Genomic DNA, 24,714 nt, shown 5'->3' with positions numbered 1-24,714 from the left:
CATTTCCTGTCTTTTTCATGCTTCCTGCCCAGCCTCGGGAGCGCACGGGGGCAGACTGGTATAAAAGTTGGCGGAACGCAAGGTTCAGACAATGAATACGTCTGATGCGGCGGTTTCTTGACGGAATTATACTATTGGCCAAAAAAACCCCGGCGCCATTACAGCTACCGGGGTTGAAAACGAACATGAGGCCACTTGAACGTTATCGATTGATACCCAAACCGTTTGAGAGATCTGTATCGCCAGACTTGGCCGACCCTGCATCAGAGTGTGCCCGGTCAGTGGCAGAGGCGTCAGTGGCAGAGTCAGAGGCAAACGTGGTAGCCCGAGCGCTCGGCTGTTGTGGCGCCGAAGGGTCTTTAGCCACGCTATCCTTGTTCGACACCTCAGCTCCAGGTTGGCGTACGCTGTCTACAACCGCGTGCGCTTCAGTAGACACGGCCGCTTTGACCTCTTTCGCCTTGGCCTTGGCCTGGTCAGCAAGCTGGTCACTGGTTTTGCCCATCAGGCGATGTTCCTGCCGCGTGACTGGCAACATAGCCCCAAACGCTGCGCCCAGCGCCAGGCCTACGGCTGCCAGTACCAGGGGCTGTTCCTGAAGCAAGTGCTGCAGTTGCCCTTTAGCTTGGGTACCGGCTTCACGGGCTTGCGCAGTGAGGTCTTCAGCATTTCGACCAAGGCGTTCGCTGCCATCAGCCAAGCGGTCGGTGGCACCATCACGCCAGGTTGAAGCTTTGTCCTTGAGCGCAGACGTGTGAGTGGTCACGCTGTCTGCCGCTGCTGAGGCATGAGCCGTCACACTCCCGGCCACGGCAGAGGCTTTAGAACTTACCGTATCGGCCGCGCTGTGGAGGCTGTCTTTGACGCCATCCACGGCCTGCTCCACTTTACTGGCTGCTGCGCTGGCACGGTCCAGCAAGCTTGGGCCTGTGTTCACACGGGCAGGGGCAATAGGCCGGTTCTGGTTCATGGCCAACCAGGCTAGGCTCAAACCTGCGAGCACGGTAGGAATCGGATTGTTCTTGACGGTAGTGCCCAGGTTCTGAAAAAACTCACCACCATTGCCTTTGGTGTAGGTGAGCGCTTGGTCAAACAACTGGCCAGGGCTCATCTTGCTTTCCAGTGCGTCCACAATGTTACTGATGCTGGCGCGCTGCTGGTTGATTTCGTGTTCAAGCGTTTCCGGGCTCTTATGAGACTGCGCTGTGATCGAGGAAGTCATGGCATTTTGCTCCGCAAGGTTTGCTGGTCTTTATCCAATGCATCGAGAGTGCGGTCAGGGCGCAGGTTGGACGCCTCGAATTGCTTCTTGCCGGCTTGGACCATCACTAAACCGATCACCACTACAATCCCACCTACGATCAGCGCGGCCGCCCACGGCTGTAGTACGGTGCTCAGGCCATAGACAGCAGCCATAAGCAACACGATAAAACCTGCCAACAGCACGATGGCTCCACCGGCTACGGCGGCGACGCCTGCTTTCAAGGTGGTGATGTTGTGTTCCATCTCCGCCTTCGCAAGCGCTAACTCCTTGCTGAACAGCGCTGGCACCTCATGGGTGAGCTGGCGCAACAGCCCAATGACACTCACGTCCCCTTCCGGCGCATGCACAGTGGTTTCAAGGCGAACCTGACCAGGCTGGCCCAGGGGTGTGCCCGATGGCGTAGTGCGGGTTTCGAGTGTCATACCAAGCCTCCTTTGTTCAAGGGGTCAACTGGGGTGTCAAGGGTGGGATAGGCGGCAGCGGCACCCAATGGGTCCGCTGCAGGCCGAGGTGCTACAGAAGGCTGGTGCGTGTCGGAGCTGCTAGGTACGGACGTCTGGTAAGGATCAGAAGCACCGTAAGCTTCTTGCGGCGTAGGCGCAAAAGCGCTCAGGCCGTTATCGTGATCGGCGTGGGATGTTGTACTTGCTCCACTAGACGATGCGCGCAAGAAGCGCGACAGCGCAAAGCCCACGGCCACCGTACCGGCGAGGAACAAAGCCGGGTTTTCCCGCGCCACGCGGGCACCTTCTTGTAACAGCTGCTCTGCGCTCTTGTTGCGCATGCGGTCGGCGAAAGCGCCCAAGCTGCTGGCCGCGTCTGCCAAGCCTTGTGCCAGGCCTAAGGTGTCATGCCCCTCCATGGCTGAAGCAGCTGACTGCGCACCCTCCACCAACCCTTCGATCTGGTCGGCCGCCATGTCCCGATAATGCTCGTAGTGTTGCGTACCCTGCTCTTTGAGCTCGCCAACTGCCGATCCTGCCTCTTCGCTCAGGTTATGCAGGTGCTCCTGCGCACGGTCCGCGCCCTTCGGCGTCGGTGACTGATCCGGGATGCTCATCAATGTCGCTCCTCAAGATATGGACGATGGGGTGTGCCTTCGCAGTACTGCGAAGCTGCAGTGCCCTACCCTATTGAGGACGCATCAAGGCCAAGCGGAGTTCAGTGGAATCGAGCCCGTGTGACTGACCGGTCGTCAGCTTTCGCGCACCATTAACTCAAAACCTAAGTCATGGTGGCCGGCTAGCGGCGCCTTGCCATCCAAGGCATCCAGCAGCAGGCAGGCAGCCTGTCGCCCCACGTCAGCCCTAGGCGTACGGATGGACGTTAGCCTTGGAACCATATGTGCCGAAGCTGGCAAGTCGTTGAAACCCACTACGGAAACGCGCCCTGGAATGGGCACGCCCAACCGCTGCGCTTCAAACAACGCACCTTGTGCAAGGTCGTCATTGCAGAAAAACGCCCCGTCCACGTCGGGGTGGCGCTCCATTAATTGCCTGAACAGGTCGGCCCCCAACGCAATGGAGGATGGCGACGCCGACATCATTTCCAAGGCAGGGTCATACACGCCGGCGGCGTAAAGGACTTTTCTAAAGCCATTTGCACGTTGCACCACCCGTGGGTCCAGCTGAGCGGCCACGTAGGCCAGCCGCCGCCGGCCACAATTAAGCAGGTGCTCGGCAGCCGCCGCGCCAGCCTGCTCTTGAGAGAAGCCCACACAGGCCGCTTCAGCATCGCCACTAAGCTCCATCATGTGTACACAGGGTACGCCGGCCACCGCCAGTAACCGCCGTATGGCATCCCCTTGATGAACGCCCGTCAACAGCATGCCGCAGGGCTGATACGCCAAGTAGTTGCGGATCAGCTTCTCCTCTTCTTGCTCGTTGTAATGGTAATTGCCGATCAGCACTTCAATGCCACGTGGTCGCAACACCTCATGGATGGCCTCAAGCGTGTCGATGAACAAGTGGTTTGAAAGGGAGGGAATAAGCACAACGACCGAATGGCTGCGCGCTGAGGCCAGTGCCCGAGCAGCCGGGTTCGCGACGTACCCCAAGCGCGTCGCCGCTTCCTGTACCCGCGCAACCAGTGCTGGGGCTACCGTAGTCACACCGCGCAGGGCGCGGGAAGCCGTGATGGGCGAGACGCCAGACAGGCGAGCGACGGCCTCAAGGGTAGGACGGCCAGTGGTACGAGTGCCGGTACGGGTCATGAAATAGGATTTCCAGGTAGGGCCACGCAAGGACGCGCAGTGTAAGAATTTACGCTTGCCAATTACAGGAATTTGGCTAAGGTAGCGCTGTCTCAGGTGGCAGGCAATGCGCGAACGGCCGTCACCTGTGGTCGAAGCTGTCATGTCGCTTTGGCAATTCCAACAACAAGACTGGGGTGTGGCGTCCACCGGTTTGCGGCCTGCAAACCCAAGACAGCGCTACCCCACTGGAGGTACTGATGGTTTCCCCCCTCAGCGCGCTGGTCGTGATGGGTGTGTCCGGCTGTGGTAAAAGCAGCGTAGGTGCAGCAATCGTCGCCCGCAGCGGCGGCCGCCTTATCGAAGGTGACGCCTTTCACCCGGCAGCCAACATTGAAAAGATGAGCGCTGGCATTCCTTTGGACGACCATGACCGTGCTGGCTGGCTTGAGCGCCTTGGCCAGGAACTGGTGGTATGGGTCGCCAAAGGCGAGCGCCCCGTGCTGACCTGCTCGGCACTCAAGCGGGCCTACCGGGATACCTTGCGCGCCGCCGTCCCCGAACTCGGGTTTGTCTTTCTGGAGCTGACGCGCGAAGAAGCGGCTTATCGGGTGTCCCATCGCCCGGGGCACTTCATGCCCGCCAGTTTGATCGACAGCCAGTTTGCTACCCTTCAATCGCCGACCGGTGAGCCCTGCACGCTGACGGTTGATGCTGCCGAGCCCATTCCAGAACTGGCCGAACAGGTGGAGGGCTGGCTGCGCGAGAGCGGTGCCGCCGACCACAGCCAAGGCGGTTGCAGCACGGCGGGAAGCCCCTCCTGCGCCCTTGACAACACCACTACGAGGCCTTGACCCATGTTCGGTTTGCCCCTTGATACCTTTTTGTTGATAGACGCGCTGGTCACCATCGTGGGCTTGATCTTGCTGATCACTAAGCTCAAGGTCCACCCTTTCGTTGCCCTGACGTTGGCAGCAGGCTTTCTTGGGCTGACCTCGGGTATGCCAGTGGCCAAGGTGATGAAGTCCTTCCAGGATGGCTTCGGCGGCGTGCTTGGCTTTGTCGGCATCGTGCTGGCGCTGGGGACCATGCTCGGCAAATTGATGGCGGACTCCGGCGGTGCCGACCAGATTGCGCAAACCCTGATCCGGTGGTTTGGCGTGCGCTATGTGCACTGGGCAATGATGTTCTCAGCCTTTCTGGTGGGTATTCCGCTGTTCTTCGAAATCGGCTTTGTATTGTTGATTCCATTGGTGTTCATCGTAGCGCGTCGCTCAGGCGTCTCTATTGTGAAGGTGGGCATTCCGCTACTGGCCGGCTTGTCAGTGGTCCACGGGCTGGTACCGCCCCATCCAGGGCCATTGCTGGCAATCGGCGTTTTTGGCGCTGACATTGGCAAGACAATCTTCTACGGCCTGCTGGTGGGCTTGCCCACGGCCATGATTGCCGGCCCTCTGTTCGGTGCATTCATCTCACGTTACGTCCCCGGCAACCCCTCCCAGGAATTGATGGACCAGATCGCTAAGGAATCCTCAGCCCGCGACCTGCCCTCCTTCGCCGTCACGCTGGTGACCGTGTTGTTACCTGTGTTCCTGATGCTGCTCAAGACGTTCGCCGACGTGGTCTTGCCGGCTGACCATGTCATTCGTGTGTGGATGGACTTGATTGGTCACCCGATCACCGCCTTGCTAGCGGCCCTGTTACTGGCGTTTTACACCTTTGGCTTTGCCCGTGGCTTCACACGCCCACAGGTACTGAAGCTGCTGGACCAGAGCCTGGCGCCCACGGCCGCCATCATTCTGATCGTTGGCGCCGGTGGCGGCTTCAAACAGATGCTGGTCGACACCGGTGTCGGTAACGTCATTGGCCAGATGGCAGTGCATGCACAGATCAATCCGTTGCTGCTGGCCTGGTTGGTGGCAGCGGTGATTCGTATTGCCACCGGCTCCGCTACGGTCGCAACGATTACGGGGGCAGGCATTGTAGCGCCTGTGGTCACGCTTATTCCTGACGTCAACCGTGAGTTGCTGGTGCTGGCCACCGGTGCGGGCTCTGTGATTTTGTCCCATGTAAACGATGCAGGCTTCTGGTTGGTCAAGCAGTACTTCAACATGACCGTTGAGGAGACCTTCAAGACCTGGAGCATGATGGAGACCATCCTCTCGATCGTAGGCATTGTGCTGATCCTGCTGTTGTCAACAGTCGTCTAGCCTGCCCTAGACGCATCCCCCTAACAGGGCTGCAACCTTCTGTACAGGTGCAGCCCTCGCTTTTTTAACCGTTCGTCGCTTTTGGGGCACCTTCCATCTTCATGAAGTACCTAAGTCATGTGCCCTCACCCTGGAGACGAACATGATGACGAACCGAATCGCTACGCTGGTACTGGCTGTTGCACTGGGTGCAGGTAGCACCCTCGTTTTGGCTGACACCAGCACAGGCACCACTCATCCGGCGCCTGCTGGCAGCTTACCTGCCGATAAAGGTGGCGCTACCGGTACTGGAACAGGGACGATGCCTAACCGCAATACGGACGGGTCAACCACACCAGCCACGCCAAGCAGCCCCACTGATGTGTCCACCCCGCACGCCGGCGATACCAAGCCAATCAATGGCAAGACCGGCATGGGCGGTACAGGGTCTGAAGGTGCCGGTGGTACCAAGTAAGGGGAAGCCTGCATGATTGATCCTAAAGCGCCTGAGCAGCCTGACACCGAAGCAGACCCAAGCACGGCCGAAGGCAACCCATTCAGCCCGGACTTTGAGCCTGACTGCGACGAAGAGAAACTGATCAAGCCCAACGATGCGGACATCGATACCGACGGCGGCTAGCGCACAGCGCTAGCACGCTAGCTGTAAAGGCCCTGGCCCGCCCTACTGCCCTTGCATTGCGAGGGCAGTATCATTTCCGGACGGCCCAGTTGCTTGCTTCTGGTTCAGTCGCTTGCCCTTGGTTAAGGCATCACGGGGGGCACATACTCCAGCGTACTGCCCAAGGCCCACAGCAACGTCAGCACCAGTGGCGCATGCACCAACAGTTGCACGAACGAGAACCCGATCAGCTCTCGGGCCTTAAGCCCTAGCACGCCCAGCAACGGTAGCATGTAAAAAGGGTTGATGAGGTTGGGCAACGCCTCAGCTGCGTTGTAGACCTGCACGGCCCACCCCAAGGGGTAATGCAGGTCGTTAGCTACCTGCATTACATAGGGCGCCTCAATGATCCATTTGCCGCCGCCTGAGGGAATGAAGAATCCCAGTACCGCCGAGTACACACCCATCAGCAATGCATAAGTGTCATGGCTAGCCACCTGCACAAAAAACGCAGAGATGTGGTGCGCGACCGTTTGCCCCTCACCTCCTTTGACCGTGGTCATGATTGCAGCAATGGAGCCGTACAGCGGGAACTGAATAAGCACGCCTGTTGTGGTGGGTACCGCACGCGCCACGGCATCCAGAAAGCTGCGTGGCCGCCAGTGCAGCAGCGCACCGAGCATAATGAACAGGAAATTGTAGGTATTGAGCCCGGAAATGGCGGTGATTGCAGGTTTGCTGGAAAACTCGCGCAATAACCAGCCTGCTGCCAATGCAACCAGTATCAGCGTGAGCACAGGGCTGTATTCCAGCCACTCGCCTGGGCGCTCGCGCTTGGGAAGGGCTGGCAAGCTGAAAGCAGGGTCAATGCCACAGGCACGGGCGCCTTTGGCCGTGCCAGGCCCCGGTGCCGTGACATACGCAATGCCCAGCGACACCAGCACCAGCGCCAGCAGCAATACACCGGACTGCCACAGGAAAATGGTCTGGGTGAACGGGATGACACCTGTGATTGCGAGAATGGAAGGCGGCAGGCTGGCTGGATTAGCCTGCAACTGCGCCGCCGAGGATGATAACCCCAGCGCCCACACGGCGCCTAAGCCCAGATAAGCGGCGGCGCCGGCGGCGCGATAGTCCATGTGCAGGTCTTCACGCCGTGCCAAGGCACGTACCAGCAACCCGCCGAAGACCAGGGACAGCCCCCAGTTGAGCAAGGATGCCACCATGGCGATCAAGGCAACCCAGGCCACGGCGGTACGGCCATTGCTGGGCACGCGGGCCAACCGCTCGATCAACCTTGCCGCCGGCGGGGAGCTGGCAACCACATAGCCGCCAATCACTACGAACGCCATTTGCATGGTGAAGGGAATCAGGCTCCAGAACCCGTCACCGAACGCAGCCGCCGTGGCGGCAGGCGTCCCGCCGATGCCTAGGGCAGCGATTGCCACCACAATGACTGCCAGGACCGCAAAGACGTAGGCATCGGGGAACCAGCGCTCGGCAATGTGCGAGCAACGCAGGGCAAACCTGGCGAAGAAACTGTCTTGCAAAGTAGGTGGCATTGTACGAAGTACCTTTTTTATTGTGGTTTTGGTAAAGCGGCACATCCGTAACTGGGGTCAGAACACCATTTCCGGGACCTCGTTCGGCACAATGAGTTTTCCCGCTGTTTTAGCCACAATCTCTTCCACACTCACGCCAGGGGCACGCTCGCGCAGAATAAAGGCTCCGTCTTCGATTTCTAGCCAAGCCAGGTCCGTCAGCACTTTGCGAATGCACCCTGCGCCGGTCAAAGGAAGGCTGCAACGAGGTAACAGCTTGGACTCACCGTCCTTGGAAGCATGGGTCATAGTGACGATGATGTTATCAGCACCGGCCACCAAGTCCATTGCACCTCCCATGCCCTTTACCAGTTTGCCTGGGATCATCCAGGACGCGATATTGCCTTGCACATCCACTTCGAAAGCCCCTAGCACGGTAAGGTCCACATGGCCGCCGCGGATCATTGCAAAGGACGTGGCGGAGTCGAAGATGGAGGCGCCGGTACGTGCCGTTACGGTCTGTTTGCCAGCATTGATCATATCGGCATCCACCGTCGCCTCGGTGGGAAATTCGCCCATACCCAGCAAGCCATTTTCAGATTGCAGCATCACGTCCATGCCGTGGGGCACATAGTTGGCTACCAGGGTAGGAATACCGATGCCCAGGTTCACGTAAAAGCCGTCCTGCAGTTCGCGCGCAACGCGCTGCGCCATTTGTTCGCGAGTCAAAGCCATGGTCAACACTCTCCACTCACTGCCGTTAGGCCTTCAAGGTGCGTTTTTCAATACGCTTTTCAAAGGTGCCCTGAATGACCCGGTCCACGAAAATGCCGGGGGTATGAATCTGGCTAGGTTCCAATTGGCCAGGCTCGACGATTTCTTCAACCTCTACGACGGTGATCCGCCCTGCCGTGGCCGCTAATGGGTTGAAGTTCTGCGCTGTATGGCGGTAAACGACGTTGCCGAAATGGTCGGCCTTCCAACCTTTGACGAGGGCGAAGTCACCGGTGATGGCCTGTTCGAGAATGTAGTGGCGTCCGTTGAATTCTCTTACCTCCTTGCCCTCGGCAACGGGCGTCCCGTAGCCGGTGGCAGTATAGAAGGCCGGAATGCCGGCACCGCCCGCCCGCATCTTCTCCGCCAGCGTGCCCTGGGGGGTAAGCTCTACTTCCAGCTCACCATCGAGCAACTGCCGTTCGAACAGCGCATTTTCCCCCACATAAGACGCGATCATCTTACGGATCTGCCTGTCCTCCAACAGCACCCCAAGCCCGAACCCATCCACGCCACAGTTATTGGAAACAACCGTAAGGCCACGAACCCCCAAGTGCTTGATGTGGGCGATCAGGTTTTCCGGAATACCACATAAGCCGAAACCGCCCGCGAGCACGGTCATGTTGTCGGTAAGCCCCGCAAGGGCCTCTTCGTAGGTGTAAACCCGCTTGTCGAGCCCTGCCATGGGGTTGCCCTTCTTGATGTTATTGAAGGCCTATCTTCCGTCCGCACAGGCGATTTGTTAATTTTGTTTTCTAGCCGCTATTAATTTGGAAAGCTAATGAATCCCCGTCAGCTGAGGGCCTTTGTGGCCGTTGCGCAAACGCTGAATTTTGCTCAGGCCGGTGAACGGGTTCATTTGTCCCAACCCGCCCTAAGCCTGACCATCAAAGCATTGGAGGATCACTTGGGCGGCCCGCTGCTGGTACGCAGCACTCGCCGGGTAAGCCTGACCCCTGAAGGCGAAACACTGCTGCCGTTGGCCCGCCAGTTGCTGGCAGACTGGGATAACACTGAGGAACTGTTGCGCCAGCACTTCACGCTTCAACGTGGCAGGGTATCGGTGGCCGCCATGCCCTCCTTCGCCAGTAACCTACTGCCCACAGCCCTGCAGCAGTTCAAGCACCGCCACCCTAGTGTCAATGTGGCCGTGCATGACGTGGTCAATGAACAAGTCGTAGAAATGGTTCGGCAACGGCGGGTGGAGCTGGGCATCGGCTTTGAGCCCGAGTCCACCCGTGCGTTGGTGTTTGAACCGTTATTCATGGACCGCTTCGTAGCGGTGGTCCCTAGGGATTCCCCTTTGGCAGGCCTGCCTTGCGTCACGTGGGCGCAGTTGCTGGAAGCAGATTTCATCACGCTGCAACGGCCGTCTGCGGTGCGCCTGCTACTGGAGGCGGACCTTCGCGAACGCCACGGGCGCCTGACAGTGGCCTTCGAGAGCCACCAGCTCAGCACTGTGGGGCGCATGGTGGCCTGCGGCCTTGGCGTGAGCGCGGTACCGGCACTCTGTGCGCCGCAGATGAGTGCGTCTGGCGCCCAATGCCTTCCTCTGGAGGAACCTCGCATTGAAAGACGAATCGGATTGATTCGACTGGCCGACCATCAGCTCTCCAGCGCAGCGCAGGCGCTGCATGAGGTGCTGATGACGACCGCCGAGCCTTGATCACCTTCTTCCAGGAGACCGCTTTATGCAGCCTGTACAGCTTGCCGGCCATGCCCTGCCACCGATCGGCCAGGGTACGTGGCACATGGGCGAAGACCCTGATCGGCGTCAAGATGAAATTGCCGCCCTTCGCCTGGGCCTTGAGTTGGGCCTCACCGTGATCGACACGGCCGAGATGTACGCCGACGGTGAATCCGAACAGGTGGTGGCGCAGGCCATTCGGGGCGTGACCGACCCGTTTTATCTGGTCAGTAAGGTATACCCTCATAACGCTAGCCGCGACGGCGTGGTAAAGGCCTGCGAACGCAGCCTTAAACGCCTGGGTGTGGAGCACCTTGACCTGTACCTGTTGCATTGGCCTGGCCAATACCCCCTTGAAGACACCCTGGAGGGGTTCGAACGGCTGCGTGACGCGGGCAAGATCGCCGCGTGGGGGCTGTCCAACTTCGATGTACCCGACCTTCAAGGTGTAGCGTTGAACGGGTGTGCGACTCAGCAGGTGCTCTACAACCCGGAAGCCCGTGGTGTCGAATTCGACCTGTTACCGTGGGCCGAGCAGCGAGGCATGCCGGTTATGGCTTACTGCCCCCTCGGGCAAGGGGGCCGGTTTCTGGACCACCCTGCCTTGCAGCGGATCGCCGCGCGGCTAACCGTCACGCCCGCAGAAGTGTGCCTGGCCTGGGTCATACGCAGTGGTCACGTGATGGCGATTCCCAAAGCGGTTGACCCTGTTCATGTTCGCTTGAACGCCCGAGCGGCCCAGTTGACGCTCGCACCGGAAGACCTGGCAGCACTGGATGCAGCCTTTCCCCCGCCCGGGCGCAAGCAGCGCCTGAGAATGGTGTAGCTTCGGCCAATGCGCTGTCATGCCCCATCGTTGTCGTCACCATCCTCTACCAGGCCCCAGTCCCGGTGGCGCGGCCTGGCGGCAGGCTGCGGCGCGGCCGGTGCGCTGGTTCGCTCGCCTGGGCTGTCGTCATGCAGCTTGAGCCGCAGGCGCAGGTTGTTAGCTGAATCAGCGTTACTGAGCGCCTCCTCCTCACTGATTGCACCTTCGATCACCAGGTCGAACAAGGCCATGTCAAAGGTTCGCATGCCCAGGTTCACGGACTTTTCCATAATGCCTTTGAGTTCCAGGAATTCGCCCCGGTGGATCAGGTCACGAATGGTGGGCGAACCCAGCATGACCTCGACGGCCGCACGGCGCTTGCCGTCCACCGTCTTGACCAGCCGCTGGGAGACGAACGCCTGCAGGTTGTTGCCCAGGTCCTGGAGCAATTGCGCCCTGCGGTCTTCAGGAAAGAAGTTGATGATCCTGTCCAACGCCTGGTTAGCATTGTTGGCGTGCAGCGTCGAAATGGCCAAGTGCCCAGTGTCGGCAAAGGCTAGCGCATGCTCCATGGTTTCCTGGTCCCGGATCTCTCCGATGAGAATGACATCCGGGGCCTGGCGCAGCGTATTTTTCAAGGCCGCCCGGAAGCTGCGGGTATCGACACCTACTTCGCGCTGGTTGACGATGCACTTCTTGTGGCGATGGATATACTCCACGGGGTCTTCGATCGTAATAATGTGGCCGCTGCTGCTACGATTGCGGTGGTCAATCAACGCTGCAAGGGAGGTGGACTTGCCGGAACCCGTAGCGCCAATGAACAGCACCAGGCCGTGTTTGCGCAGAATCACATCCAGCAGTACCGGTGGAAGCTTCAAGTCATCGAATAATGGGATATCCAACTTGATGTTGCGGGCTACCAACGACACTTCGTTGCGCTGTTTGAAGATGTTGATCCTGAAGCGCCCCACGCCTGCCAGCGACAGCGCCAGGTTCATTTCCAGCTCACGTTCGAAGTCCGCCTGTTGTTCGGCATCCATGATGCTGGCGGCGACCTGCGCCACCTCGCCGGGCTTCAAGGCTTCACTGGTCAAAGGGCGTAATACGCCATTGAATTTCGCACAGGGCGGCGCACCCGTGGACAGATACAGGTCGGAGCCATCCTGGGTTGCCAGGAGTTTTAGCAGGGCTGAAAGATCCATGGGTGAGAGTCGCCTGTAATACAGTGGGAACAGAAAGCGCAATTGCGTGTAGCTTGGCCGGTAATGGCCCAGCGGCGCAAATCCAATGGTACGTAAAGGTAGGCCGATGACAGTTAACCCTTTAGCCGCAGCGCTTGCCAGCGGAGCCAGTGACGGCAGCGCCGACAATGCCGCCAGGGCACCGGCGGTGTGGCCGCCTGCGTTGCGTATGGCGATAGACATTGCCCTGGCCGCCCCGGTGCCCACGGCCGTGCTGTGCGGCAACCAGTTCAATGCGCTTGCCAATGCCTCCTTCTGGGAGGCACTAGGCTTGTCGCCAAGCAATCAGGGGCAGGCGCTGCTTGAGCGCTGCCCTAACTTGATGGGGCGCCTGCGAGTGGCATTCCAGGCCGTTGAGCGAGGCGAACCCGCACTCGTCAGCGACCTGGGCGCCTCCTCAGGCCTTGCACTGCGCGTCAACACCCAGGCCACCGTGCACCTCGCCCCTCTGCGGGATGACGCCGGCAGTATCGTGGGCGCGCTCTGCAGCCTGCTGGTTACACCCAAGCTACCCTTGGCCGATCCAGTGATGGAAGCGCGCCTGGCCGAGCAGCAGCGTGCCACACGCGCTTCCGAGGAGCGTTTGCGGCTGGCCCTGGATGCCACCCATGCCGTGGGCACCTGGGACTGGTACATCCGCGAAGACCGTTTCATCGCCGATGCCCACTTCGCCAACATGCACAACGTAGACCCTTCGCCGGCTGGCCAGCGCCCTATTGGCGACTACCTCACGGCGGTACACCCTGAAGACCGTACTTTTGTAGCCCGGCAGATAAAGGTGTGTGTACACGGTACAGGCGAGTTCGCCGAGGAATACCGCCTGCTCCAGCCAGGCGGGCACTGGCGCTGGGTGTTCGCTCGGGGCCGTTGCTTCCGCGATGACCATGGCCGCCCTGAGCGACTCATTGGCGCCTCCATAGACATCACCGAGCGCAAACTGGCAGAGCAAGCGCTGCGCGAGCTCAACGAAACGTTGGAACAGCGCGTGGCGGAGCGTACCCGAGCACTGGCCGACGCCAACCGTCGGCTGCTTGCCGAGGCACAGGAACGCGAGCGGGCAGAAGAATTGCTCCGCCATGCCCAGAAAATGGAGGCGGTGGGGCAATTGACCGGCGGCATCGCGCACGACTTCAATAACATGCTCACAGGCATCATGGGCAGCCTGGACCTGATGAACCGCTACATTGCCAAGGGGCGAAGCAGCGAGATCGGCCGCTTTGCCGATGCAGCCCTGTCTTCGGCCCAGCGTGCTGCAGCCCTTACCCACCGTTTACTGGCGTTTTCCCGCCGCCAGTCACTGGACAGGCAGCACGTGGACCTCAATGCGTTGGTACATTCCCTGGAGGACCTGCTGGCCCGTACCACAGGAGAACACATCGAACTGCGCCTGGCGCTCGATGCCCAGGCGTGGGCCGTGCACACCGACCCGAACCAGCTGGAAAGTGCTTTGCTGAACCTGGTTATCAATGCAAGGGATGCCATGCCTGACGGCGGGCGCCTGGTCATTGCCACCGAAAACAGAGGATTCGACGCACCTCGGGAAAACTTCCCCATGGAGGCTATGCGGCCAGGCCAGTATGTAACGTTGTGCGTGAGGGACACCGGCAGCGGGATGTCCGCCTCCACCCGCGCCAAGGCCTTTGACCCCTTCTTTACCACTAAACCAACAGGGCAAGGGACCGGCTTGGGCCTGTCGATGATCTATGGGTTTGCCCAGCAAAGCGGCGGGCACGTGAGTTTGCAGAGTGAGCCGGGCGTGGGTACTGAAGTGTGCCTGTACCTGCCTCGTTACCTGGAACCTCTAGCGCTACCGGTCGCACCCGAAGCCGAAGCTCAGGCCCCTTTGGCCCAGGAAGGTGAAAGTGTGCTGGTGGTTGAAGACGATCCCGCTGTGCGCATGCTGATTCTCAATGTGCTGGACGAATTAGGCTACCGAGGCCATCCCGCCGCCGACGCCGATGTGGCCATACCGCTGCTGGATTCAGCCTTGCGTATTGACCTGCTGGTCACCGATGTAGGGCTCCCAGGCGTCAATGGCCGGCAGCTTGCGGAGATCGCCCGACGCCGTCGGCCCGGCCTAAAGGTACTGTTCATGACGGGGTATATCGATAAGGCGGCTGATCGTGATGCCTACCTGGAGGAAGGCATGGACATCCTGGGCAAGCCCTTTACGTTGGAAACCCTGGCCAGCAAGTTACGTTTGATGATCGGGGAGTGATCTGGGGCCGACCGCAGGTTCGGCCTTCATAAAGCGAGTATCATGCTCGCCCCTCCCCATCGTGTTCTTTGCCCTATGAAAGCCCAGGCTCGCCACATTCTCGTTCGTACTGCAGAAGAAGCTGAGGCCTTGCGCCAGCGCTTGGCCAAGGGCGAAGCCTTCGATGTACTGGCACGGAAGCATTCAACCTGCCCGTCCGGCAAGCGGGGCGGCGACTTAGGCGAAGTGCGTCCAGGCCAAATGGTACCTGCGATCGATCAAGTGATTTTCAAAAAACCACTGAGGGTCGTGCATGGGCCGGTTAAAAGCCGCTTTGGCTATCACTTGGTGCAGGTGTTTTACAGGGACTAAAAAACCCGCAGGCAATTGCCGTGCGGGTTTTTGAAAAACAGAAGGAGTGTCAAGCGCTGGCGGCAGCGTAGCGGCGCTGCTGGGCGGGCTGTAAAACCTGGCTGGAAGACAGGTCCCTGCGCAGGCCTGCAATCAAATTGGAAATAGCGCGGCTGCTGTTCAACTCACGTAGGTTGATACCCGTAACCGTAAAATCGGAACGGTCGGCGCCTGCACCAAAGACGCGCACGGTGAGCTTTTGATCAGCACTCTGAGTGCACTGGCAGCGCTGGGGCAAAAAGCTGCTTTCAATAATGTTACGTAATTCTAGTGTAGACAGCATCGTGGCTCTCCCTAACGAGGTATTGCCCCAAACATTCGCTCGCGGGGTTCAAAACGAGCCCACACCTACGAGTGACCGATTCATCATGATTCGGCGCTTGAAAGCTTCACCACATCAAGCAGCTTTCGCGCCGAGATACAGACCATCTGTCCGATCTTTAAAATCAACCAGTTAGCGCATGATTCTAAGAAAACCTATAAAAGCTGCCGTGCAGAACGCATGAATAGCGCGCAGCCGTGCTTGCAACCTGCACGATCGGCCCTGTTCGAGTGCGCTGAACTTCATCCGAAATACATGAGTCGATTAAAGACTTCACACCTTGATAAGCAGGTTTGCCCATGCCGCGTGCTATCTGGAAAGGCGCTGTCAGCTTTGGCCTTGTTCACATCCCTGTTGCGCTTGTCTCGGCGACCGCTTCTACAGGAATCGATTTCGATTGGCTGGATAAACGCAGCATGGACCCTGTGGGGTACAAGCGAATCAACAAGGTGACGGGTGAGGAGATGGAGCGTGAGAACATCGTAAAAGGTGTTCAATACGAAAAAGGCAAGTACGCGGTACTTAGCGAAGACGAAATCAAAGCCGCGCACCCGGTTTCCACCCAAACCATTGACATTATCTCGTTCGTAAAGAGGGATCAGATTCCCTTACCCAACATAGACACCCCTTACTACCTAGCCCCTGATCGGCGCGGGGAGAAAGTGTATGCCCTGCTGCGCGAAACCTTGCGGCAGACCGATAAAGTCGCGCTCGCACTGGTGGTGTTGCATACACGGCAGTACCTGACTGCGCTCATGCCCCTGGAAGACGCGCTCGTATTGGTGAAACTGCGATGGCCGTCCGATGTTCGTGGCTTGGACATTTTGGAACTTGGCCCTGAAACCACTGACGTGGAGCTTAAGAAAGGTGAACTGGATATGGCCAAGCGCCTCGTGGCAGACATGAGCGGTGAATGGACGCCTGAGGATTACACAGACCAGTTTGAAGCCAAGATCATGGCACTGGTAGAGCGCAAGGCTAAAGAGGGCAAGATCGAGGCGGTGGAAACGGTTGAAGCTACGCATAAGGAAGGCGCGGACGTGATCGACCTTACCGAATTGCTCAAACGCAGCCTGAGTGGTAAAACTGGCAAGCCTGCGACAAAGGCTGGGCAGGAAAAGCCAGCCGCTTCGAAGCCTGCCAAATCCAGAACACCTCGCAAGTCTCGCAAGGCGTCTTGAAAGCGGGTGCATCCGGTTGTCGCGCAAGCTTGCCACAGGCGGGTGCCTTGAGGATGATGCCATTGAAGCTAGAGGCAGCCAGGGGTCCCGTTATTCACGCAATGGAGGCGTAGCAGCACATGAACATTGGCAGTACCAACGAACAGCTCAGGCGTGACCTTTCAGGTATCGCCTCCGATCTGAAATGGTCCATTGTAGAGCTTGCCAACATCGCACAACGGCTTGAGCAGAGCACCCACAAGAGCGATGCCCAGGCACTGTTGCGCATGATCGGTGTTTTCAAGGAGGGAGAAACCCGATTGGGCAAGCACGCCGAGGATCTGGCCCAAGGGCGGCTGGCGGTAACCGTGCCCCACATCAGTTCAAGCACTGACACGGCGAAGTGATCGGCGCCTCAAGCGCTAGGTATCGCGGACACACAGTGTTAAAAATCCAGCCTGGTGCGGAACCCTTAAGCGCTCGGCGGTCATAGGCTTGCAGGTGAACAGCTAAGGACAAATTGCCATCGTGGAGTTCAATGCAGTGACTGAAGGGCCCTTGTCAGCAGAACCAGCCCGCATGAAGGTATTGATCGCCGAAGACGATGAGCTGCTCAGGTGGATTGCCGAAGAGGTGGTAGAGCAGCTTGAACTGGCCGTTGTCAGCTTCGAAAGCGCTGATGAAGCAATGCGTCACATGCGTGCCAACCCCGAAGACGTTGCTATTGTGGTGACCGACTACGTCATGCCAGGTGAACTTGATGGCTGGGAATTTGCCAAGCTGGTCTGCAAGAAGTGGCCCGATATTCCTGTCATCCTTACCACGGGTTCTGCCGGCGAAAGCGAAGGCAACATCCGCTTTTTGCAAAAGCCTTGGCAAATCGGTGAACTTACTGACCTTCTCCGCTCTAGCATCCTGAGCATTCAACGGCGTAAACAGCGCTGAGTTTTGCAAATCGCTGGGCCGGGGCTGCCGGCCTTTGTTGTGCCTAGGCTCATACCAATGCCCGAAGGCTGAGCACCTTGCGTCTGAGCCGCCAGTCGGCGCCCATGCGCTGCCTGCCCTACCTATGCCACTGCGTCTTCACACAAGCGGACGATGCCTTATTTAGCACCTCCTTCAAGCACGTACTGAGTAGCACTTCTCGTTACCTGCTAGCGCAACCTTCTCTTGCACATGTTTGATGTGGCTGATGGCAATGTCGGGAGGCCTGCGCCTGACAAAACGCCAGAGGGCCCAGGCCTTGAGCCATATGTTCTGAATGTCAAAGCCCTCACTCAACATCAATTCGGGTACCGGCTGCGCATAGGTAGGTACCGCGTGCTATTCGATTGGGAAGGCTCGGTAAAAATCGTCAATATCGAAGAGGTGAGCAAACGCGATGAGCATACCTACTAACGTGCAAATCATTAATGGCCCTGATGGCGCCCCCGCCTTTGTGGTCATCCCCTACGCCCAGTACGTCAAGGATCACCCGATCGAGGACCTAGTACCCAATGAAGTAGTCGGGTACATGGTGAAAGAAGATCTAACGCCTATTGCCGCTTGGCGCAAGCACCTGGGCCTGTCGCAGGCCGAGGTTGCTGCTCGAATCGGCATCCCAACCCGCGTATGCCCAAGAGGAGCAGGCTGCAAAACCGCTTAAGGCTACTCGGGTGAAAATCGCAGCGGCGCTGGGTATTGCAGAGTCTCTTCTAGATATTCAGTGAAACCCAGGCTTTAGTTGTCGGGATTATAGGTCGCTATCCCAGGACACTTTCGTTTAGGGTTTGCGGTCAGCCCTTTTGTATTTCCTCCCGTCAAGGGCGGGCTGTGGATCAAGGCGCCGAGTGTTACAATCAAGCACATCAAGGACGCACTGAAGGCCTTGGGCATTCGCCCCAGGCGACAGTACGACACCCGGCACACCTACGCGACCCTGTGCTTGATGGCGAGCATGAACCCCGCCTTCATCGCAAACCAGCTAGGCCACAGCGTAGAGATGTTGCTCTCCACCTATGCCAAATGGATCAGCTCCGCGTCGGATTGGCGCGAGCTTCACAAGCTACCGGCACGAATCGACATTGGCCCAAAATTGGCCCAAGAAGCTGGATAGCTGCAATTACCACCGCTCAAACCCACGCAGGATAAGCACTTGATCTCCACCGCCAACATCACGATGCAGTTCGGCCCAAAGCCGCTGTTCGAGAACGTCTCGGTCAAATTCAACAACGGCAACCGCTATGGCCTGATCGGAGCCAATGGTTGCGGCAAGTCCACCTTTATGAAAATCCTGGGTGGTGACCTGGAACCCAGCGGCGGGCAGGTCATGCTCGAGCCCAACGTACGCTTGGGCAAACTGCGCCAGGATCAGTTCGCCTATGAAACCTTTTCGGTAATCGATACCGTCATCATGGGCCATGAACAGTTGTGGAAGGTCAAGGCTGAGCGTGATCGCATTTACTCGCTTCCGGAAATGACCGAAGACGACGGCATGGCGGTGGCTGAACTGGAAACCGAATTCGCTGAAATGGACGGCTACACGGCTGAATCGCGTGCGGGTGAGCTGCTGCTGGGCCTTGGCATTCCTCTGGAGCAGCATTTTGGCCCCATGAGCGAAGTGTCCCCGGGTTGGAAGCTGCGAGTGCTCTTGGCTCAGGCCTTGTTCTCGGACCCAGACGTACTGCTGCTGGACGAACCCACCAACCACCTGGATATCAACACAATCCGCTGGCTGGAAACGATTCTAACGGCGCGTAACAGCACCATGATCATCATTTCCCACGACCGTCACTTCCTCAACAGCGTCTGCACCCATATGGCAGACCTGGACTATGGCGAGCTGCGGCTGTTCCCAGGCAACTATGATGAATACATGACGGCGGCCACGCAGTCGCGCGAGCAGTTGCTGTCGGACAACGCTAAGAAAAAAGCTCAGATCGCCGAACTGCAGACCTTTGTCAGCCGCTTCTCGGCCAACGCCTCCAAGGCCAAGCAAGCCACATCGCGCGCCAAGCAGATCGACAAGATCCAGCTGGCTGAGGTCAAGCCCTCTAGCCGTGTGAGCCCGTTCATCCGCTTCGAACAAAACAAGAAGCTGCACCGCCAGGCTGTCACTCTCGACAACCTGGCCAAAGGCTTCGATGGCAAGCCGCTGTTCGAACGCCTTGGCTTCCAGATCGAAGCCGGTGAGCGCGTGGCAATCATCGGCCCCAACGGTGCAGGAAAAACCACCTTGCTGCGCATGTTGATGGGTGAATTGCAGCCGGACAAAGGCAGCATCAAATGGACGGACGCGGCTGAACTAGGCTACTACGCCCAGGACCATGCCTCGGACTTCGAACGTGACGACACCCTGTTCGACTGGATGGGCCAGTGGACCCAGGGCGGCGAGCAGCTTGTACGCGGCACGTTGGGCCGGATGCTGTTTTCCAGTGACGAGATCACCAAGTCCGTGAAAGTGATTTCCGGTGGTGAGCAAGGCCGTATGCTGTTTGGCAAGCTGATTCTGCAAAAGCCAAACGTGCTGGTGATGGACGAGCCTACCAACCACTTGGATATGGAATCCATCGAGGCACTGAACCTGGCGCTGGAAAACTACCCTGGCACACTACTGTTCGTCAGCCATGACCGTGAGTTCGTGTCCTCTCTGGCCACACGTATCATCGAAATCACGCCCACCGGCATTGTGGACTTCAGCGGCACTTACGATGAGTACCTGCGCAGCCAAGGCGTGGTGTAACCCATAAGCGCTTGGGCGAGAAAAGGGTCAGGCAACTTTCAATTTTCTCGCCCGCTGGCGATCATAGGTACGCCCCTTCAGCTTGTGAGCGCACTATGACGTCCCCTTCCGGCACCCTTCCCCCCTCATCTGCCGGTATTACTGCGCAGATCCTCTCCATTGTTTTCTACACCTTTGTCGCCTTTTTCTGCATCGGCTTACCCATCGCGGTTTTGCCTGGCTATGTGCATGACGTTCTGGGCTTCAGTGCAGTCATCGCAGGTGTGGTTATAGGCGCCCAATACCTGGCCACATTGCTGGTGCGCCCCCTGGCTGGCCGGCTGGCAGACAACCTGGGCACCAAACGCACCATCACCTATGGCTTGTATGCGATGGCGGGTAGCGGAGCACTGACGTTGATTGCCACACTGTTTCACGGTTGGGCCGATGTCAGCCTTGGTGTGCTGGTGGTGGCGAGGCTTTTGCTCGGTACAGGTCAGGGGTTGATCGGGGTGGGTACCAGCAGCTGGGGCATCAGCCAGGTGGGGCCTGAACATACCGCCAAAGTCATTTCATGGAACGGTATCGCCTCCTATGGGGCTATCGCAGTCGGCGCACCGTTGGGTGTAGTCATGACTAGCGACCTGGGCTTCCATACTTTAGGTATTGCGCTGTTGATGCTGTCGGGTATAGCCCTGTTCATGCTGCGAAAACGGGCGTCGGTGCCGGTTACACGGGGGGAGCGCTTGCCGTTCTGGTCGGCTTTTGGGCGTGTGGCCCCTTATGGCGTAGGGCTGTGCCTAGCGTCCATTGGCTATGGCACCCTCACCACCTTCATCACGCTCTACTACCTGGAACAAGGGTGGCAAGGCGCCGCGTTTTGCCTCACCGCGTTCGGGGCGTGCTTCGTGCTGGCGCGGCTGCTGTTCATCAACGCCATCAACCATTACGGAGGTTTTGCAGTGGCTTCGGCTTGCCTGGGGGTAGAGCTGATAGGCTTTGTATTTCTGTGGCTGGCGCCCTCGCCCATATTCGCCTTGATCGGTGCGAGCCTGGCAGGCTTTGGTCTTTCGCTGGTTTATCCAGCCTTGGGTGTGCTGGCCATCGCTCAGGTACCCCCTGGTAGTCGCGGCGCTGGCCTAGGTGCCTTTGCTGTGTTCTTTGACATCGCATTGGCGATTGCAGGCCCTGTGATGGGTGCACTGGCTGCAAGCACGGGGTATGCCTCGATCTTTCTGTGCGCAGCAGGGTTGGCCATCATGGGTTTGGCACTGGTAGGTTGGCTGTCAAAGGCCAGCGAACGCCATTAATCCTGCTGGTCGGCCGTTTGCAACCCTGCACGGCTTGGCTGCCCGAGCGCCTGAGTGAAAAACCGTCCTGCTTCGTCGATCAAGCTTCGGTGGATACCCGCTCTGTCCACCCCTTGCGCATCCTTGCACAAGGCGGGAATTTCCCGCTCTTGCTCGGCCGTGCAAGGGGCCATGAACACAAAATGGCCGGCACCCGCCAAGGGGTGGTAGCGCGCTTTGGTGGGCAGCTTGCGAGCGAGCGCTTCGGCGTTCTTGTCCACGGCAACCAGCTGATCGTTGTCGCCCGCATAAATCAAGGTGGGCACATGGACGGTTGCCAGCGACTGGCGGCCAAACATGAGGCTCAAAGGGGCCATCAGCAACAACGCATGGACCCTAGGGTCTGCCTGTGCGCTGAGGTCTTTGCGATCCGCCACCAGCTCCCCGTGGCCCTTGCAGGCGTCCTTGTCATAGGGCCGTTCGATGCAGTACAACTTAAGGCGCGACAGCTCCGGGCGGGCGCCCGATAGAATCAGCGCTGTCTCTCCGCCTGCAGAGTAACCAATTACCCCTACTTGCTTAGCGTTTACAAACGGCGAGAGCATGGGTTCGTCTAATGCGGCGGAGATCGCAGCCGACACCTGCAACGGGCGGCCGTAGAGATTGCTCAGGGTACCCAAGCGGCTTTGGTCAAGGTAATTGTCACCTGGGTGCAACACGGCAACCACGACAAAGCCTTTCGCGGCGATTGAGGTGATGACATCGTGCAGGGCAAGAGGGGTGCCCGTATTGCCATGGGACAACATGAGCAAAGGGAACCGACCAATGGCTACAGCAACATCTTCAGAAGCACTTACCTGGAAACCATCGAGCCGAGCGCTGTGCACCCCATCTGCGGCGGCTGGGTAGAATGCATAGGCATGCATGGGATTGCCGTCGAGCGGGTCAAGGAAGGTGAGCCGGTGCACGCCCACGCCATAGTGAGCCCGTGGTCCCGCTTGCACGTGCATCGAGGGCAGGCTGAATAGCATGACCAGCCCCAAAACGACCCACAAACGCCCCATATTAAGGCCCTCGCTCCTTCCAGGGGGGCGCTCTGAACGCTACCCCTTCCATCTTGCCAATCGTGTGGGTGTACAAGCACATGTTGCGCCAAGCGGCGGTACGTCCAAACCTACGCGATACCTTATGTTATTACCGACTACGTAAGTTGAACCCAAGTTCAGCCGTTATCCCTGAGCGGTGGCCCAGTCGACCCAGTGGAATTGCCATGTGAGGAGGATGATCACGCCGAAGGCGATTCGGTACCACGCAAATACTGCGTAGCTATGGCTGGCAATGAATTTGAGCAACCCTTGCACGGCGATCATGGCGAACAGGAACGACACTGCAAACCCCAGTGCGAACAGGGGCAGATCAGCAGGCTGAAACAGGTGCCGGTATTTATAACCTGAGTACACCGCCGCGCCTACCATGGTTGGCATTGCCAGAAAGAACGAAAATTCCGTCGCTGCTGTACGGGACAGGCCGAAAAGCAGACCCCCGATGATGGTAGAACCTGAACGGGACGTGCCGGGAATCATGGCAAGGCACTGTGCACAGCCAATTTTCAATGCATCAACCCACGACATGTCATCTACATTATGGATGCGCACGGGGTGGTCACGGTGCTCAGCCCACAACATCACCAGCCCCCCTGCAATCAAGGCCACAGCCACAGTGATTGGGTTGAAGAGGTAATGGTGTATGAAATCCGAAAACAGCACGCCCAGTACCACTGCAGGCAGGAAGGCAATGAACAGATTAGAGGTAAACCGCCGCGCTTTAGGTTGCGTGGGCAGCCCGATGACGACAGCACGTATTTTGGCGTGAAATGCCCAGACGACGGCCAGAATCGCGCCCAGTTGAATGATGATATTGAACGCCATGGCGCGCTCGCCGTTGAACTCCAGCAGGTCCGCTACGATGATCTGGTGCCCAGTACTGGAAATGGGCAAGAACTCAGTCAACCCTTCGACAATACCCAACACCATGGCCGAAGCGGCCGTCCACATATCCATCCACATTCCTCCGAAAAATGTCGTTCCAGAAGGCTGCACGCTCAGCCTGGAATCCAGTAGTCAAACGAAGCAAGTTCCTGAGTTTTTTCAACAATTTCCTTGCAACATCGCCTTCGCGCGGCGATTCTGACTGAACCTTGACGGCAACGCCAGCGCCGCTTCTTTGCGCGCACGTTCAACCTTGGCCGTACGGCATTTTTCCGATAAACGCTTTACACCTTTAACGTCATCCTGTTAAACGCTGCTCGAACCTGAACAGGGCTTAAATGAAAACAGTGGTACTGACCGGGCCGGAATCGGTAGGTAAAAGCACGTTGGCCGCTTACCTTCAACTCACCTACGGCGGTGTGCTGTGCCATGAGTATGTGCGCGAATTCGTAGATGCCCATCCACGTGATACCACCTTGGCAGATGTACCGGTAATTGCGGCCCGCCAACTGGCCCGCGAAGATGCCGCCAGGGCAGCGGCGCCTGAATGGCTTTGGCTAGACACCCACCTGTTGAGCAACCAGTTATGGAGCCAAGTGCTGTTTGGTGAGAGCCCTCACTGGTTGGAGCCAGCATTGCTGGCTCGGCACTACGACCTCCACCTGTTGCTCTCGCCCACAGGCATCGACTGGGTAGCCGATGGCCAGCGCTGCCAACCCGCGCTGGCAGATCGCTTACGCTTTTTCAACCAGTGCCTTGATTGGCTCGACAGTCACCATCAACCTTACACAGTGATCGAAGGTGACTGGCCTACACGCCTGGCCAAGGCTAAGGCCGCTGTGTCGCAATTGGCCCTGCCAACGGCTGGCAGGCCTTAAGCCAGGCCACGGCACACCTCCATTGCGCACTATTGCAAAAAATTGTTACCACAGTTGTGACTTGTAGGCCGCGTACGGGCATCAGTATTTCAACTGCCGCCCCTGTGACTACGGCGGCCCTGCCACCCTGGCATGCCCTACAAGAGAGCCCCTACCCCATGGACGCAATGCTGCGTGTCAACGAAGCCCTTCTGATCGCCGGCCATGCTTTCGAACCTTTCCACTGTGTGGCCTGGACACAACAAGACGGTGACGGTGCCCTTAGCCTGACTGTAGTGGACGACCACACCAGCCATAACCTTTGCCGCGCGCAATTGCCTGCCAGCGCTTATTCCGACCCTTGCCGATTGGCCACTGCGCTGGAGGAAGTTCGTGCAGGGCTGTCCCGCCACGGGTACAGCCTCCAGCCTTGGACCATGCCAGGGTCACCACGCTGAGCCGGGCGGCCATGGGCG

Annotated in this window: 26 protein-coding genes and 3 pseudogenes; 18 read left to right on the top strand and 11 right to left on the bottom strand. The window is 58.6% G+C overall.

What is annotated here, in order from left to right:
- Positions 1–202: 202 nt before the first annotated feature.
- From HBH25_RS02165 to gntR, 4 genes are all read right to left on the bottom strand, one after another.
- Entirely contained in the window at positions 203–1,222 is a 1,020-nt protein-coding gene (locus HBH25_RS02165; RefSeq protein WP_168081028.1) for a DUF3618 domain-containing protein, read from the bottom strand.
- Positions 1,219–1,686: a phage holin family protein gene (locus HBH25_RS02160; protein ID WP_168081026.1), complete on the bottom strand. Its 468-nt coding sequence runs from the start codon at positions 1,684–1,686 to the stop codon at positions 1,219–1,221. The genes HBH25_RS02165 and HBH25_RS02160 overlap by 4 nt, the downstream gene beginning before the upstream one ends.
- Positions 1,683–2,324 (bottom strand): hypothetical protein, encoded by a 642-nt coding sequence (locus tag HBH25_RS02155; RefSeq protein ID WP_229631777.1) that lies wholly within the window; start codon positions 2,322–2,324, stop codon positions 1,683–1,685. Before HBH25_RS02155 ends, HBH25_RS02160 begins: the two co-directional genes overlap by 4 nt.
- 135 nt (positions 2,325–2,459) lie before the next feature.
- Positions 2,460–3,476, bottom strand: a complete 1,017-nt coding sequence (gene gntR, locus HBH25_RS02150; protein WP_168081024.1) for an HTH-type transcriptional regulator GntR — start codon at positions 3,474–3,476, stop codon at positions 2,460–2,462.
- A 239-nt stretch (positions 3,477–3,715) separates the two neighbouring features.
- Between gntR and HBH25_RS02145 the strand changes: the two genes are divergently transcribed.
- The 4 genes from HBH25_RS02145 (at position 3,716) to HBH25_RS02130 (ending at position 6,284) form a co-directional block, all read left to right on the top strand.
- Positions 3,716–4,309: a gluconokinase gene (locus HBH25_RS02145; RefSeq protein WP_168081022.1), complete on the top strand. Its 594-nt coding sequence runs from the start codon at positions 3,716–3,718 to the stop codon at positions 4,307–4,309.
- Positions 4,310–4,312: 3 nt separating this feature from the next.
- Positions 4,313–5,665 carry a GntP family permease gene (locus HBH25_RS02140; RefSeq protein WP_168081020.1) on the top strand — a complete coding sequence of 451 codons (1,353 nt, stop codon included), beginning with the start codon at positions 4,313–4,315 and terminating at the stop codon, positions 5,663–5,665.
- 142 nt (positions 5,666–5,807) lie between these two features.
- Complete coding sequence (locus HBH25_RS02135; protein ID WP_168081018.1) at positions 5,808–6,119, top strand: hypothetical protein; 312 nt, start codon at positions 5,808–5,810, stop codon at positions 6,117–6,119.
- A 12-nt stretch (positions 6,120–6,131) separates the two neighbouring features.
- A complete protein-coding gene (locus tag HBH25_RS02130; RefSeq protein ID WP_168081016.1) occupies positions 6,132–6,284 on the top strand; it encodes a hypothetical protein in 153 nt (50 codons plus the stop codon).
- 122 nt (positions 6,285–6,406) lie between these two features.
- On the opposite strand, the gene HBH25_RS02125 is transcribed toward HBH25_RS02130, so the two are convergent.
- The 3 genes from HBH25_RS02125 to HBH25_RS02115 are packed head-to-tail and all read right to left on the bottom strand — an operon-like array spanning position 6,407 to position 9,263.
- Positions 6,407–7,825 (bottom strand): short-chain fatty acid transporter, encoded by a 1,419-nt coding sequence (locus tag HBH25_RS02125; protein WP_168081014.1) that lies wholly within the window; start codon positions 7,823–7,825, stop codon positions 6,407–6,409.
- A 57-nt stretch (positions 7,826–7,882) separates the two neighbouring features.
- Complete coding sequence (locus tag HBH25_RS02120; RefSeq protein WP_168081012.1) at positions 7,883–8,539, bottom strand: CoA transferase subunit B; 657 nt, start codon at positions 8,537–8,539, stop codon at positions 7,883–7,885.
- 25 nt (positions 8,540–8,564) lie between these two features.
- Complete coding sequence (locus HBH25_RS02115; RefSeq protein WP_168081010.1) at positions 8,565–9,263, bottom strand: CoA transferase subunit A; 699 nt, start codon at positions 9,261–9,263, stop codon at positions 8,565–8,567.
- Between the two features lie 96 nt (positions 9,264–9,359).
- Here HBH25_RS02115 and HBH25_RS02110 point away from each other — a divergent pair, with 96 nt between their 5' ends.
- Both HBH25_RS02110 and HBH25_RS02105 read left to right on the top strand, forming a co-directional pair.
- Entirely contained in the window at positions 9,360–10,244 is an 885-nt protein-coding gene (locus HBH25_RS02110; RefSeq protein ID WP_168081008.1) for a LysR family transcriptional regulator, read from the top strand.
- A gap of 25 nt (positions 10,245–10,269) precedes the next feature.
- Positions 10,270–11,091: an aldo/keto reductase gene (locus HBH25_RS02105; RefSeq protein WP_168081006.1), complete on the top strand. Its 822-nt coding sequence runs from the start codon at positions 10,270–10,272 to the stop codon at positions 11,089–11,091.
- Between the two features lie 17 nt (positions 11,092–11,108).
- On the opposite strand, the gene HBH25_RS02100 is transcribed toward HBH25_RS02105, so the two are convergent.
- Entirely contained in the window at positions 11,109–12,275 is a 1,167-nt protein-coding gene (locus HBH25_RS02100) for a PilT/PilU family type 4a pilus ATPase (protein WP_168081004.1), read from the bottom strand.
- A gap of 106 nt (positions 12,276–12,381) precedes the next feature.
- Between HBH25_RS02100 and HBH25_RS02095 the strand changes: the two genes are divergently transcribed.
- Positions 12,382–14,532: a hybrid sensor histidine kinase/response regulator gene (locus HBH25_RS02095; protein WP_168081002.1), complete on the top strand. Its 2,151-nt coding sequence runs from the start codon at positions 12,382–12,384 to the stop codon at positions 14,530–14,532.
- A gap of 75 nt (positions 14,533–14,607) precedes the next feature.
- Entirely contained in the window at positions 14,608–14,883 is a 276-nt protein-coding gene (locus HBH25_RS02090; RefSeq protein WP_168081445.1) for a peptidylprolyl isomerase, read from the top strand.
- A 49-nt stretch (positions 14,884–14,932) separates the two neighbouring features.
- Here the strand turns inward: HBH25_RS02090 and HBH25_RS02085 are convergent, their stop codons facing one another.
- Entirely contained in the window at positions 14,933–15,205 is a 273-nt protein-coding gene (locus HBH25_RS02085) for a DUF1652 domain-containing protein (RefSeq protein WP_168081000.1), read from the bottom strand.
- A gap of 338 nt (positions 15,206–15,543) precedes the next feature.
- Here HBH25_RS02085 and ku point away from each other — a divergent pair, with 338 nt between their 5' ends.
- The 8 genes and pseudogenes from ku to HBH25_RS02055 all read left to right on the top strand — a co-directional run bounded on the left by ku (position 15,544) and on the right by HBH25_RS02055 (position 21,414).
- Complete coding sequence (gene ku / locus HBH25_RS02080; RefSeq protein ID WP_168080998.1) at positions 15,544–16,425, top strand: non-homologous end joining protein Ku; 882 nt, start codon at positions 15,544–15,546, stop codon at positions 16,423–16,425.
- A gap of 119 nt (positions 16,426–16,544) precedes the next feature.
- On the top strand, positions 16,545–16,811 hold the full coding sequence (locus HBH25_RS02075; protein ID WP_168080996.1) for a hypothetical protein: 267 nt from the start codon (positions 16,545–16,547) through the stop codon (positions 16,809–16,811).
- A gap of 172 nt (positions 16,812–16,983) precedes the next feature.
- Entirely contained in the window at positions 16,984–17,349 is a 366-nt protein-coding gene (locus HBH25_RS02070) for a response regulator (RefSeq protein ID WP_168080994.1), read from the top strand.
- 303 nt (positions 17,350–17,652) lie between these two features.
- Positions 17,653–17,802, top strand: a pseudogene (locus tag HBH25_RS23180) (type II toxin-antitoxin system RelE family toxin); the annotation flags it as partial.
- Positions 17,786–18,113 (top strand): annotated as a pseudogene (locus tag HBH25_RS02065) (helix-turn-helix domain-containing protein). The pseudogenes HBH25_RS23180 and HBH25_RS02065, both read left to right, overlap by 17 nt.
- A gap of 35 nt (positions 18,114–18,148) precedes the next feature.
- Positions 18,149–18,542: pseudogene (locus HBH25_RS23650) on the top strand (site-specific integrase).
- Positions 18,539–20,125: an ABC-F family ATPase gene (locus HBH25_RS02060; protein ID WP_168080992.1), complete on the top strand. Its 1,587-nt coding sequence runs from the start codon at positions 18,539–18,541 to the stop codon at positions 20,123–20,125. Before HBH25_RS23650 ends, HBH25_RS02060 begins: the two are co-directional and overlap by 4 nt.
- A gap of 95 nt (positions 20,126–20,220) precedes the next feature.
- Positions 20,221–21,414 carry an MFS transporter gene (locus HBH25_RS02055; protein WP_168080990.1) on the top strand — a complete coding sequence of 398 codons (1,194 nt, stop codon included), beginning with the start codon at positions 20,221–20,223 and terminating at the stop codon, positions 21,412–21,414.
- Here the strand turns inward: HBH25_RS02055 and HBH25_RS02050 are convergent.
- The gene (locus tag HBH25_RS02050) at positions 21,411–22,457 is read right to left on the bottom strand and encodes an alpha/beta hydrolase family protein (protein ID WP_168080988.1); all 1,047 of its coding nucleotides are present in this window, start codon (positions 22,455–22,457) and stop codon (positions 21,411–21,413) included. The genes HBH25_RS02055 and HBH25_RS02050 overlap by 4 nt on opposite strands.
- A 165-nt stretch (positions 22,458–22,622) precedes the next feature.
- Positions 22,623–23,453 carry an undecaprenyl-diphosphate phosphatase gene (locus tag HBH25_RS02045; protein ID WP_168080986.1) on the bottom strand — a complete coding sequence of 277 codons (831 nt, stop codon included), beginning with the start codon at positions 23,451–23,453 and terminating at the stop codon, positions 22,623–22,625.
- Between the two features lie 266 nt (positions 23,454–23,719).
- On the opposite strand from HBH25_RS02045, the gene HBH25_RS02040 reads away from it, so the two are divergent.
- A complete protein-coding gene (locus HBH25_RS02040) occupies positions 23,720–24,259 on the top strand; it encodes an AAA family ATPase (RefSeq protein ID WP_168080984.1) in 540 nt (179 codons plus the stop codon).
- Between the two features lie 158 nt (positions 24,260–24,417).
- Positions 24,418–24,696, top strand: a complete 279-nt coding sequence (locus HBH25_RS02035; RefSeq protein WP_168080982.1) for a hypothetical protein — start codon at positions 24,418–24,420, stop codon at positions 24,694–24,696.
- Positions 24,697–24,714 lie beyond the last annotated feature (18 nt).

Origin of the sequence: Pseudomonas quercus (genome assembly GCF_012033695.1) — a bacterium.
Taxonomy (GTDB): domain Bacteria; phylum Pseudomonadota; class Gammaproteobacteria; order Pseudomonadales; family Pseudomonadaceae; genus Aquipseudomonas; species Aquipseudomonas quercus.
Note: the sequence above shows the minus strand (reverse complement) of the source record. Positions and strands in the feature narration are given on the sequence as shown.